Source organism: Aidingimonas lacisalsi (assembly GCF_008079445.1).
GTDB classification, from domain to species: domain Bacteria; phylum Pseudomonadota; class Gammaproteobacteria; order Pseudomonadales; family Halomonadaceae; genus Aidingimonas; species Aidingimonas lacisalsi.
Window position 1 is genome coordinate 26,270 of sequence record NZ_VRYH01000014.1, and the last position, 13,228, is coordinate 39,497.

The 13,228-nt window shown below is 60.3% G+C and carries 10 protein-coding genes; 9 read left to right on the top strand and 1 reads right to left on the bottom strand.

What is annotated here, in order from left to right; genetic code table 11:
• Positions 1-15: 15 nt before the first annotated feature.
• From FVV99_RS17800 to hutC, 3 genes are all read left to right on the top strand, one after another.
• On the top strand, positions 16-1,746 hold the full coding sequence (locus tag FVV99_RS17800) for an IlvD/Edd family dehydratase (RefSeq protein WP_148255468.1): 1,731 nt from the start codon (positions 16-18) through the stop codon (positions 1,744-1,746).
• A gap of 109 nt (positions 1,747-1,855) precedes the next feature.
• Positions 1,856-2,545, top strand: a complete 690-nt coding sequence (locus FVV99_RS17805; RefSeq protein WP_148255469.1) for a GntR family transcriptional regulator — start codon at positions 1,856-1,858, stop codon at positions 2,543-2,545.
• Positions 2,546-2,920: 375 nt separating this feature from the next.
• On the top strand, positions 2,921-3,637 hold the full coding sequence (gene hutC, locus FVV99_RS17810; RefSeq protein ID WP_148255470.1) for a histidine utilization repressor: 717 nt from the start codon (positions 2,921-2,923) through the stop codon (positions 3,635-3,637).
• A gap of 78 nt (positions 3,638-3,715) precedes the next feature.
• Here the strand turns inward: hutC and FVV99_RS17815 are convergent, their stop codons facing one another.
• On the bottom strand, positions 3,716-5,038 hold the full coding sequence (locus FVV99_RS17815; protein WP_148255471.1) for a YjiH family protein: 1,323 nt from the start codon (positions 5,036-5,038) through the stop codon (positions 3,716-3,718).
• Positions 5,039-5,352: 314 nt separating this feature from the next.
• Between FVV99_RS17815 and hutI the strand changes: the two genes are divergently transcribed.
• The 6 genes from hutI to FVV99_RS17845 all read left to right on the top strand — a co-directional run.
• The gene (gene hutI / locus FVV99_RS17820; protein WP_148255472.1) at positions 5,353-6,570 is read left to right on the top strand and encodes an imidazolonepropionase; all 1,218 of its coding nucleotides are present in this window, start codon (positions 5,353-5,355) and stop codon (positions 6,568-6,570) included.
• Complete coding sequence (gene hutG / locus FVV99_RS17825; RefSeq protein ID WP_236645465.1) at positions 6,560-7,519, top strand: formimidoylglutamase; 960 nt, start codon at positions 6,560-6,562, stop codon at positions 7,517-7,519. Before hutI ends, hutG begins: the two co-directional genes overlap by 11 nt.
• A 57-nt stretch (positions 7,520-7,576) precedes the next feature.
• Entirely contained in the window at positions 7,577-9,289 is a 1,713-nt protein-coding gene (hutU, locus tag FVV99_RS17830; RefSeq protein ID WP_148255480.1) for a urocanate hydratase, read from the top strand.
• Positions 9,286-10,821 (top strand): histidine ammonia-lyase, encoded by a 1,536-nt coding sequence (hutH, locus tag FVV99_RS17835; RefSeq protein WP_148255473.1) that lies wholly within the window; start codon positions 9,286-9,288, stop codon positions 10,819-10,821. Before hutU ends, hutH begins: the two co-directional genes overlap by 4 nt.
• Before the next feature lie 69 nt (positions 10,822-10,890).
• On the top strand, positions 10,891-12,237 hold the full coding sequence (locus tag FVV99_RS17840) for a Na+/H+ antiporter family protein (protein WP_148255474.1): 1,347 nt from the start codon (positions 10,891-10,893) through the stop codon (positions 12,235-12,237).
• A 546-nt stretch (positions 12,238-12,783) separates the two neighbouring features.
• Positions 12,784-13,228: IS110 family RNA-guided transposase (locus tag FVV99_RS17845; protein WP_161599046.1), on the top strand; the 445-nt coding region annotated here is incomplete at its 3' end.

A 13,228-nucleotide genomic window follows, 5' to 3' on the forward strand; every position in this document is an offset into this window, starting at 1 on the left:
AAAAGGAGGCAGTCCATGAGCAAGAAGCATCATAAGAGCGGTATGGCGACGCGTCTGACCAACTATGGCGATGAAGGGTTTTCGCTTTTCCTCCGCAAGGCCTTTATCAAGGGGATGGGGTATACGGACGATGCCCTCTCACGGCCTGTGATCGGGATTGCCAATACTTTCAGTGGATACAACGCCTGCCATGGCAACGTCGATGCGCTAGTAGAGAGTGTAAAGCGCGGCGTGATGCTGGCAGGCGGCTTGCCGATTGACTTCCCTACTATTTCGCTGCATGAGTCCTTCTCCCACCCAACCAGCATGTATCTGCGGAATCTCATGGCGCTGGATACCGAAGAAATGATCCGAGCCCAGCCAATGGATGCGGTAGTGCTGATTGGTGGTTGCGATAAGACCGTGCCCGCCCAGCTGATGGCCGCCGCCAGTGCCGGAACGCCCGCCATCCAACTGGTCACCGGCCCGATGCTCAGCGGCTCTCATCGTGGCACACGAGTCGGCGCCTGCACCGACTGTCGTCGCTACTGGGCAGCGTATCGCGGTGAAGAGATCGACGATCAGGAAATCGTCGAGGTCAATGACAAGTTGGTGCCCACTGTGGGTACCTGTTCGGTGATGGGTACGGCCAGCACCATGGCCTGTCTTGCCGAAGCCATGGGCATGATGCTGCCCGACAGTGCTACCGCACCGGCGGTCTATGCCGACCGCCATCGCATCGCCGAACAGACGGGTAGCGAAGCCGTACGTATCGCCGGGTCGCGTATCGCGCCGTCCGATATCATGACCGAAGCCGCCTTCGAAAATGCCTTGCGTGTTCTACTAGCCATCGGCGGTTCCACCAACGCGCTGATTCACCTCACCGCCATCGCCGGTCGTCTGGGAATCGATGTGGATCTCGAGGCCTTCGACCGCATGAGCAACGAGACACCGGTTCTGGTCGACCTCAAACCTTCCGGCGAGCATTACATGGAACATCTCCACCAGGCAGGCGGTCTGGCAGCGGTGTTGCATGAACTGCGCCCGTTACTCAATCTCGATACCCCAACCATCAACGGTCGGACCCTCGGCGAGAATCTCGATACCTCGGTGCGCATCATCAATCAGCAAGTGGTTCGTCCCAGCACCGACCCGATCTACGCCCAGGGTGGGATGGCCGTATTGAACGGTAACCTCGCACCGCACGGCGCTATCATCAAACAGTCCGCAGCCTCGCGAGATTTGATGAGGCACAGCGGCCGTGCCGTGGTGTTCGCCTCGATGGAAGACTTGGCAAAACGCATCGACGACCCGAATCTAGATGTCAATGCCGATGACATACTGGTGCTGCAGAACATTGGCCCCAAGGGGGCTCCGGGAATGCCCGAGGCAGGCTACATCCCGATTCCCAAGAAGCTCGCCTCGCAAGGTGTGAAGGACATGGTACGTATCTCCGATGGCCGCATGAGCGGTACTGCCGCTGGTACTATCGTGCTACACGTCTCACCTGAAGCCGCCGACGGTGGACCATTGGCCTTGGTCAGAACCGGCGACATCATTCGCCTCGACGTCACCGGTCGGCGGTTGGAGCTCGAGGTCGACGACGAGCAACTGGCGCGGCGCCGGGAACAATTGCCGCCATCCCCCTCCGCCACAGGGCAGAGTGGCTATCAAAAGCTGTTCATGGAGCAAATACTTCAAGCAGAGGAAGGCTGCGATTTCCGTTATTGCCGACAAGCGCCGACGCGCCGGGTGCCGCGGCGTTGATACAGTTCGGCGACAACCCCTGATACCATGACAGGAATTGATTCCGTGAGCCGGGAAACCCCATACTCCGGTCGATTCCAGCACCGCAACCTGGTCAGGATACACTCACATGGCAAAGCCTCAACGCAACGAACCTAGCGTTCCCATGGAACCCCTCGGCGTCGAGGAGATCGTCGCCGCTGTGGAAGAGGACATCGTTCTCGGGAGACTCAACCCTCGTGAGCGCCTGGTGGAAGAAGACCTGATGGAACGCTTCAACGGCAAACGCCACATCGTGCGACAGGCGCTTTTCCAGCTTGAGACCATCGGGCTCGTCGAACGCATCAAGAATCGCGGCGCCTTCGTCAAGGTCTATACACCAGAGGAAGTGGAAGACCTCTATGCCATACGTGAACTGCTCGAGGTCGCTGGTATCGAAGCCCTGCCCTTGCCGGCTCCCGAGGGGCTACTCGAGAAATTACGAGACATTCAGCGTCAACATACCGCAGCAGTGGAACAGTTGGATATACGCAGCATCTTCCGTCTGAACATTGCCTTCCATCAGGTACTGTTCGCCGCTAGCGGTAATGCCTACCTATCTGAAACTATCAATGAATTCGCTCAGAAGACACATGCGATCCGTTTTGCTGCAATCACTGATCTGGAAAGCCTGAAAAAAGCAAGGGACGAGCATATTGCTATGATCGAAGCGATAGAGCAGCAGGATCGTCAGCGGCTTCGTGAACTTTGCCGTCAGCATATCCAACCTTCGAAAGAGAGCTATATCAAGATGTATAAACTGCGTCTAGGACATAGCTGATGTGTAGAATCTCGTTGTATCCCGAGCTAAGGCCTTTCATTGAGCGTGAGGCGCTTCATGTTCGGTGACCAACCGTACCGGTACTGCTACAGCAGTTACATCAAATTAGAGCCTCTTATCGCGACTGAAGTCGCTCCTACGACAACCAGTGCCGATAGAATGCCGTGATGAAGGGGTTGTAGGAGCGGTTTCAACCGCGATGTGGGGCGCTTGCCCTGCCTTGGTGGCACCTCAGGCGGACTGAGCACAAACACAATGTGACCTGCAAGCGCCCTCCTGCCTAATATCAACATTCGCCATGCCTATGGCTGCAACCGGGGCACATGCCAGATAGACTATTTTGTATAGACATTTTAGCAAAAGGACCCCCCGGACATGGCCACGCCCCTCCCACGCTACCTCCAGATTCAGCATCACCTGCTGGAGAAGATACAAAGCGGTGAATGGCCGGCAAATCATCAGATCCCTGTTGAGGAGCAGTTGGCCAAGGATTTCGGCGTCAGTCGAATGACCGCTAACAAGGCGATCCGTGACCTCGTGCAGCAAGGTTATCTAACTCGGCAAGCCGGGCTTGGAACCTTTGTCACTGACCGCAAGGCAGAGTCTCCACTACTCGATGTCCATAATATTGCCGATGAGGTCCGTTCCAGGGGGCATGACTATCACAATGACGTACTGACCCGAGAGGTCATCGCGGCGGATGATGAAATCGCATTACGTCTCGGCGTCCGGCTAGGCAGCCAAGTGTTCCATACATGTTTGGTTCACTACGAGAATGACACCCCCATCCAGTTAGAGAATCGCTACGTCAACCCACGTTGGGTACCGGGTTATCTGGAAACCGACTTCAATCGACAAACACCCAATGAAGTCTTGGTCGCTGCCTGCCCCATCAGCGACATTGAACACATCGTTGAAGCCCTACTGGTGGATGCAGAAACGGCGGAATGGCTCGCTATCGATACCACGACACCCTGCCTGAGCATGATCCGGCGCACCTGGTCAGGTGAGCAGTTGATCAGCTATGCGCGGCTGATTCATCCGGGAGATCGTTACAAACTCCGCTCATCGGTGCATCGGCCAGACGCCTAGCCTGACAAGACGCTAAAGCATGAGCGGCGAGACCAAACCTCCCAGGAGGCTTTCACGCTTGACTGGGTATTGGCGAGATCAGCCTGCCAGGGTCTGAACCAGATAGCCGGTCGGCACGGCCAGCAGCAGGCTCAGAGCGACCCGAATGAACCACACTAACAACATACGTCCCACGGAGAGGGGAATACTGGTGGAGAGAATGCAGGGAATCGAAGCCGAGAAAAACAGCACTGCGGAAACCGAAACGACACCGGCGGCGAAGCGCGCTGCGAACTCGGCGTCTGCCATCAGCAGGGCCGGAAGGAACATCTCAGCAAGCCCCGAGGCAGATGCCTGAGCCAGCGCCGCAGCATCACCCAGCCCCCAGATTGCCACAAAGGGGTAAAAAAGCCAGCCGAGCCATTCGAATAGCGGCGTGTACTTGGCGGCTAACAGGCCAATCAAGCCAACAGACATGATCGATGGCAGGATGCTGATGGCCATCACCAGTCCTTCCTTGAAGTTGAACGCGACGCTGCGGTGCAGACCGGGAGCCTGGGCGGCGATTTCCAGGCCGGTGTGCCAGGCGGTGGTGAAGCGTTTGCCGGGCGCCACCTCCGGCTCGCCATCCGCAGCGCTGTTGTCCATCCGCGAGAGTGGTGGCAGGCGCACGGTTATCGCGGTGACGATGAAAGTGATCAGCAGGGTCAGCCAGAAGTAGAGGTTCCACACGCTCATCAAGTCGAGGGTTCTCGCCACGATAATCATGAAGGTGGCGGAGACCGTGGAAAAGCCGGTAGCGATGATGGCCGCCTCCCGCGCCGAATACTGGCCGGCCTGATAGACCCGGTTGGTGATCAGCAACCCAATGGAGTAGCTGCCCACAAAGGAGGCCACCGCATCGATGGCCGATCGCCCCGGGGTGCGCCAGATTGGCCGCATTACCGGCTGTACCAGCACGCCGATCAATTCCAGCAAACCATAGCTGATCAGCAGCGCCAGGAAGATGGCACCGATCGGTACGATCAATCCCACCGGGATCACCAGCTTATCAAACAGGAAAGGCAACATGTCCGGCTCATGCAGGAAGGCTGGCCCCCAACCGGTCAAGGCCATCAGCGCCGCGGCGACGCCACCTACCTTGAGTACGGTGAAAATGCGTTCAGTGAGACTGTGGTTCCAATAGCCCCGGATAACCGGATAGGCGGCGCCGGCCACGATCAACGTCAGCGCATACAGCCCACTGGCATGACCCAGCAGATTACGCGCACCGGTCACCATATGGTCTAGCAGGATGGTGGTTTCGCCACCGATATCGATTGGCACGAAGAATATCAGGATGCCCAGGAGGCTGGGCAGGAACAGTTTCACAAGCGTCGCAGCACCATGCCGCTGCCTTGCAGGAGAGTCCGGGGTATTCATGAACACGCCTCTTGTCGTGCGGTGATTGAATCGAACAGGCTTTTCAGTCTCGATATGTATATACAATAAAGTAAGCGATCGTGCGCGGCTCACCTAGCGACGAGGGCTAGACATTGGTCTAATAATCGAATGTCCGCTTACCACCACCGTTCGCCACAAAACTATATATCTTATTGTTTTTTAATATATTTAACTCTCCTCCCGGGTTTTCATCGAGCATCGCTATCAAACGAACCTGAGTGTCTCTGCCTTGACGCGGTCATGACGACTTGCCTTAATTGTATATACATTAAGTTTCCCCGGAGGAGCCCTCCATGTCGAACACGACTCCCAAGCGTTGCCTGTGGCGTGATGTCACCGTTTTCGATGGCCTATGCACCCTGACCGAGCCCAAGGCAGTGATCACCGAGGGGACTCGGATCGTTTCCTTGACGTCGATGCGTGACTGGGATGCGAGCCAGGGCGAAGACTGCATGGATATGGGCCAAGGCGGCGTTATGACTCCCGGCCTGGTCGACTGTCACACTCACCTGGTATTCGGCGGTGAACGGGCAGACGAATTCGAGGCTCGTTTGGAGGGTGCCGGTTATGAAGAGATCGCACGTCGTGGCGGCGGCATCCTCAGCACCGTACGCGCCACCCGCGAGGCCAGCGAGGAGGAGCTATTCGCGCGAGCCCGTCCCCGACTCGAGGCGCTGATCGACGATGGCGTGACGACGGTAGAGATCAAGTCCGGCTATGGCCTCACGGTGGATGATGAGCTCAAGATGCTGCGTGTGGCGCGCCGACTCGGAGAAGCGCTCCCCGTGCGTGTGGTAACGACGCTGCTGGGTGCCCACGCCCTGCCACCGGAGTACCTGGACAACAGCGACGATTACATCGCCTTGGTTTGCGAGGAGATGATCCCGGCCGCTGCAGCCGACGGACTGGCCGATGCAGTGGACGTCTTCTGCGAGAAGATCGCCTTCTCGGTGGCCCAATGCGAACGCGTCTTTGAGGCTGCCAAGGTCCATGGCCTGCCCATCAAGGCCCATGCCGAGCAGCTCTCCAACCTGGGGGGTAGTGCCATGGCGGCGCGTCATGGTGCCCTGTCCGCCGACCATATCGAATACCTCGACGAGGCCGGTGTGAAAGCCATGCGTGAGGCCGGCAGCGTCGCTGTCATCCTCCCGGGCGCCTTCCATACCCTGCGCGAGACACAGCAGCCCCCCGTCGCATCGCTGCGCGAGGCCGGCGTACCCATGGCGGTGGCCACCGATGCCAATCCGGGCAGTTCGCCGCTGTTCATGCCCACCTTAATGCTCAATATGGCCTGTACCCTGTTCCGTCTGACCCCCCAGGAGGCATTGGCCGGGATGACCGCCCACGGCGCCACTGCGCTTGGGCTCAACGGTCAGGGGCGAATTCGGGAAGGTGCTGACGCCGATCTGTGCATCTGGGACATCGACAGCCCGGCGGCACTCGCCTACGCGGTCCAACCCGGCCGCCTACGCCAGCGCCTGTTCGGGGGGGAGCTCACCCATGCCCGCTAAGATGCCACTCGACAATGCCATCGACATGTCGCTCTGGCAGGGGCGTACCGACCCGGAGCCCGGTAGCGATCGCTGGCATCAGAGGATTCAGCCGCTGACCCAAGGGGCGACCCCCGGCTGTGCGCTATTGGGGTTCGCTTGCGATGCCGGCGTGGCGCGTAATCAGGGCCGTACCGGTGCCGCCGGCGGCCCTGCCGCGCTACGCCGGGCCCTTGCACCACTGGCCTGGCACCGACATGGGTCGGTCTACGATTCCGGCGACGTGCGTTGCGAGGGCGATGCCATGGAGGCGGCTCAGCAAGCACTTGCCGATCGCCTCGCCCCACTGCTCGATGCCGGCCACCTACCTATCGTTCTGGGCGGCGGCCACGAAATCGCCTATGCCAGCTGGAGTGGACTTGCCCGGCATCTGACGGACCGGGAGACCTCCCCGCGGATCGGTATCATCAATCTGGATGCCCACTTCGATCTGCGCGATCCCCGGCATGTGCACTCTTCGGGCACGCCCTTCGCCCAGATCGCCGACGACTGTATACGGCGTGGCTGGCCATTCCGCTACGCTTGCCTGGGCGTGAGTCGCGCCGCCAACACTCAGGCGTTGTTCCAGCGCGCCGAGCAACTCAACGTGCTCGTCCGCGAGGACCGCGAGTTCGGTGCTTATCGCCTCGACGCGATCCAGCGCGACCTGGAGCGTTTTATCGTCCACTGCGATCACGTCTACCTGACCATCGATCTCGATGTCCTGCCGGCCGCTGAGGCCCCGGGCGTTAGCGCCCCCGCCGCCCGCGGCGTGTCCCAGGCACTGCTCGAGCCCCTGATCGAGGTGATCCGCGACAGTGGCAAGTTGCGCCTGGCAGACCTGGCCGAGCTGAACCCTGATTTCGACCTGGACAACCGTACCGCCAGGGCCGCAGCCCGGCTCGTCCATCTTCTGACGCTGAATGGCTGAAGCGGCCGCCCCGCCTTCAACTCTTTAACCGACATGCTCTTTGCGAGGAACTCCAAGATGTCACACATCGACAAGCGCCGGAGCGCCGGCCGCCACGACCCCTCCCGCCACATCGCCGCGCCTACCGGCACCGAGCGCAGTTGCAAGAGTTGGCTCACCGAAGCGCCCCTGCGCATGCTGATGAACAACCTGCACCCGGATGTCGCCGAGCGCCCCGAAGACCTGGTGGTCTATGGTGGCATCGGTCGCGCCGCCCGCGACTGGGAGAGCTTTGATACGATCGTCGAGACTCTCCAGCGCCTGGAGGAAACCCAGACTCTGCTGGTCCAATCCGGCAAGCCGGTGGGTGTGTTCGAGACTCACAAGGATGCCCCGCGGGTGCTGATCGCCAACTCCAATCTGGTGCCGGCCTGGGCCAATTGGGAGCACTTCAACGAGCTCGATCGCAAAGGCCTGATGATGTATGGCCAAATGACTGCCGGCTCGTGGATCTACATCGGTTCGCAGGGCATCGTTCAGGGGACCTACGAGACGTTCGTCGAAGCGGGCCGCCAGCACTACGACGGCGAGCTCAAGGGGCGCTGGATCCTTACCGCCGGCCTGGGCGGCATGGGTGGCGCTCAGCCGCTGGCCGCCACCCTGGCCGGTGCCTGCTCCCTGAATATCGAGTGCCAGCAGTCACGTCTCGACTTCCGCCTGCGCACTCGCTACCTGGACGAGCAGGCCGACGACCTCGACGATGCCCTGACCCGTATCCAGCGCTATACCGCCGAGGGCAAGGCGGTCTCCATCGGCTTGTGCGCCAATGCTGCCGATATCCTGCCCGAACTCGTGAGCCGTGGGGTGAAGCCGGACATGGTCACCGACCAGACCAGCGCCCACGACCCGCTGAACGGCTACCTGCCGTCCGGCTGGACCTGGGCGGCGTATGTGGAACGCGGTCAGCGCGATCCCGAAGCGGTGGTCATGGCCGCCAAGCGTTCCATGGCCGTACACGTTCAAGCCATGCTCGACTTCCAGACGATGGGCGTGCCCACCTTCGACTACGGCAACAACATCCGCCAGATGGCGATGGAAGAGGGCATCGACAATGCCTTCGACTTCCCCGGCTTCGTACCGGCCTATATTCGCCCGTTGTTCTGCCAAGGCATCGGCCCGTTCCGCTGGGCGGCGCTGTCCGGCGACCCGGAGGACATCTACAAGACCGACCAGAAGGTCAAGGAGCTGATCCCCGATGATCCGCACCTGCACAACTGGCTGGATATGGCCCAGGAGCGGATTTCATTCCAAGGGCTCCCCGCCAGGATCTGTTGGGTGGGCCTCAAGGACCGCGCCCGCCTGGGCCAGGCCTTCAACGAGATGGTGCGTAGCGGCGAACTCAAGGCACCTGTCGTCATCGGTCGCGATCACCTGGACTCCGGCTCGGTGGCCAGCCCCAACCGTGAGACCGAGTCAATGATGGACGGCTCGGACGCGGTTTCCGACTGGGCGCTGCTCAACGCCCTACTCAACACTGCCGGCGGAGCCACCTGGGTGTCACTGCACCACGGCGGTGGCGTGGGTATGGGCTACTCCCAGCACGCCGGAGTAGTGATCGTCTGCGACGGCAGTGATGACGCCCACACCCGATTGGGTCGGGTATTGCGCAACGACCCGGGTACCGGGGTAATGCGCCACGCCGATGCCGGCTACGAGATTGCCAAGCAATGCGCTCGTGAGAACGGCCTCGATCTACCGATGCTGGACAACCAAGAGGAGACTGCCCAATGACCCATCTCGAGATTCAGCCCGGCCAGATGACACTGGCGCAGGCACGCCAGGTTTACCAGGCCCATGTGCCGGTCAGCCTGCCCACAAGTGCCGACGCCGATATCACCAAGGCCGTCGACTGCGTAAACCGTGTGATCGCAGAAGACCGCACCGTCTACGGCATCAATACCGGCTTCGGCCTGCTCGCCCAGACCCGCATCGAGAAGGACCAGCTCGAGGATCTGCAACGCTCGCTGGTGCTGTCTCACGCCACGGGTGTCGGCGCGGCCATGGACGACGATCTGGTACGTCTGATCATGGTACTCAAGGTCAACAGCCTCGCGCGCGGTTTCTCCGGTATCCGACGCGAGATACTGGATGCCCTGATCGCGCTAATCAACGCCGGTGTCTATCCGCGGATCCCCCTCAAGGGATCGGTGGGTGCTTCAGGCGATCTCGCGCCACTCGCCCACATGAGCGTGGTGCTTTTGGGCGAAGGACAGGCCAGGCACAAGGGCGAATGGCTTTCTGCCCGGGAGGCCCTGGAAGTGGCTGGATTAGCCCCCCTGTCGCTGGCACCCAAGGAGGGGCTGGCATTGCTCAACGGCACTCAGGTCTCCACCGCCTATGCCCTGCGCGGGCTGTTCGAGGCGGAAGACCTCTACGCCGCGGCTACCGTCTGCGGCTCGCTAACCGTAGAGGCTACACTCAGCTCCCGGGCGCCTTTCGACGCTCGTATTCATGACATAAGGGGCCAACGCGGTCAGATCGATGCCGCAGCAGGCTACCGGCATCTGCTCGGTGAGCGAAGTCAGGTAAGCGATTCTCATATCGACTGCGGCAAGGTCCAGGACCCCTACTCGTTGCGCTGTCAGCCCCAGGTGATGGGCGCCGCCCTGACTCAGATTCGCCAAGCCGCCGAGGTGCTGGCCATCGAGATCAACGCTGTTTCCGACAATCCCTTGGTCTTTGCTGAAGAGGGGGATGTCATCTCCGGTGGCAACTTCCACGCGGAACCGGTGGCCATGGCCGCTGACAACCTGGCGCTCGCCATTGCCGAGATCGGTTCTCTGACCGAGCGTCGCGTCTCATTGATGATGGACAAGCATATGTCCCAACTCCCGCCTTTCCTGGTGGAAAACGGCGGGGTCAACTCAGGGTTCATGATTGCGCAAGTCACCGCGGCGGCATTGACCAGCGAGAATAAGGCATTGGCCCATCCCCACAGCGTCGACAGCCTGCCGACCTCGGCCAACCAGGAAGACCATGTCTCCATGGCCCCAGCCGCCGGCAAGCGTTTATGGGAGATGGCCGACAATGTCCGCGGCACCCTGGCCATCGAGTGGCTTGCCGCCTGCCAGGGACTGGATTTCCGCGATGGTCTCATGACCACCGACTCACTGGAAAAGGCGCGCAGAACCCTGCGCGAACAGGTCGCCTACTATGACCGGGACCGCTTCTTCAACCCGGATATAGAAGCCGCTACCGCATTACTTGCCTCGCGGACGCTGAGCGACTTAGTCCCAGAGGGACTGATGCCCAGTGACCACTAAGCGCCGCCCCGCGGGCGATGCCCGTGGGGATATCACCTAGCATTCTCCACCAACGACAAGAGATGTTTCATGAATGCGATAGTCCTGGCCATTCTCGTCATGGTCTCCCTTAGTCTTGCCCGCGTATCCGTGGTTTTTGCCCTCATCGTCGCGACATTAGTCGGCGGTCTCTACGCCGGTATGCCATTGAACGACATTCTCGAGGCCTTCAATGATGGACTTGGCAATGGCGCCACCATCGCGCTGTCTTACGCCGTTCTCGGGGCATTTGCCGTCGCGCTCTCCCGCTCGGGTATCACCGAACTTCTCGCCAACAAGGCCATTCAACGCTTTCAGTTGGATGAGGCGGACAAAGGACGTCGGCTGATTACGTTGACGTTACTGGGCGCGCTGCTTGCTGCGGCGATCAGTTCACAGAACCTGATTCCGGTCCACATCGCCTTCATCCCGGTACTCGTCCCACCGCTACTCAAACTGATGAATCATTTGCAGTTGGATCGACGCCTGGCAGCCTGCGTGATCACTTTTGGAATCACGGCTCCCTATATGCTGTTACCCGTGGGGTTCGGTGCCATTTTCCTTAATGACATCCTGCTCGCTAACCTCAACGAGAGTGGTGCGGAACTCGGCCTGGAGATCAGCCCCGGAATGGTCCCAATGGCGATGATCATACCGATCTCTGGCATGGCTCTGGGTCTTGTAGTCGCCGCCATCTGGAGCTATCGCAAACCACGCCGCTATCAAGACCGGTATCTGGCCCACGGTGATGAAACGCCTAGCGAAGCGGCACAACACCTGGCGCTCTGGCAGAAATGGATTCTGGCGGCCGCTCTCGTCGGCACGGTGACCGTCCAATTGCTGACCGACTCCATGGTTCTCGGTGGGATCTTCGGATTTGCCCTGCTCTCTGTCAGCGGCGTATTTCGGTGGCGCGAGCAGGACGGTATTTTTACCGAGGGAATGCGAATGATGACGCTGGTCGGCTTCATCATGATCACCGCCGCCGGCTTTGCCAGCGTGATGCAGGAGAGCGGTCAGGTGGAAACCCTCGTGGAGAGTTCCACGACGCTGATCGGAGACAGCCAAGGGCTGGCGGCGCTGATCATGTTGCTGGTGGGCCTCTTCATCACCATGGGGATCGGCTCATCCTTCTCGACCATTCCCATTATCGCCTCACTGTATGTGCCCCTGGCACTGAACTTCGGCTTTTCCCCCATGGCGACCGTGGCCCTGGTAGGTACCGCCGCGGCATTGGGTGATGCGGGCTCCCCAGCCTCGGACTCGACACTCGGCCCGACCGCCGGTCTCAACGCCGATGGTCAGCACGATCACATCTGGGATAGCGTAGTGCCGACCTTCCTGCACTACAACATTCCGTTGATCGCCTTCGGCTGGATTGCTGCCATGACGTTATGATGTCTGCAGTTGTGCATGGCTAGGCAGAAATCTCGGTCTAGCCATGCCAGCTGTCACGCAGAGGTCTGCTGCTTGCGGTTAGGGCCTTCCTGGATTTTCTAGGCGAGAATATCGCCGATGATGATTTCCTGACCCTTCAGCAGAAAGGGGTGTTGCCCATGACCGGCGACACCCGCAGTACTGACTTGGCAGGCTTTAGTCATGCGTTGAGCTCTGCCGTTGGTGACACCACCGAGCTCCTACGGCGCTATCGCGACTGAAGTCGCTCCTACGACAACCTGTGCCGATGGAATGTCGGGGATAGGGGGTTGTAGGAGCGGTTTCAACTGCGATGCAGGGCGTGAGCCCTGCCCTGTGCCACCGCCGGGCGCCCGAGGCGCCATCGCGACTGAAGTCGCTCCTACCACAACCAGTGCCGGTGGAATGCCGTGATGAAGGGGTTGTAGGAAATGGGATGGACCCGTCCCTCCATGTGCCAAGATGAAGATTCACGCCATCTGCGGGTGCATGGGGCACCACACGGCATCTCGAAGAGAGGGTCCATCCATGAATAACATTAGCATCGTCGGCATTGATCTCGCCAAGCATGTTTTTCATCTTCACGGGGTCGATCACAAGGGGCGGGAAGTGTTCAGCAAGAAGGTATCTCGATTGGCGTTACGTACGACGCTGGCCCAACTGCCCCGCTGCGTCGTCGCCCTGGAGGCTTGTGGCGGCGCTCATTACTGGGCCAGGGAGGTCCGGGCGCTGGGGCACGAGGTGCAGTTGATTCCTCCTCAGTACGTGAAGCCCTTCGTGCTAGGACACAAGAACGATGCTCGGGATGCCCGAGGCATCGCTGAGGCGGCGGCTCGCGAGGCCACGCCTCGGGTCGCCCCCAAGACGCAGCCTCAGCAGGCGCTGCAAGCCATGCATCGCGTGCGTTCCCGAGCGATCGCCAACCGCACGGCACTGGGCAACGAGCTACATGGCTTGCTCGCTGAAATGGGAA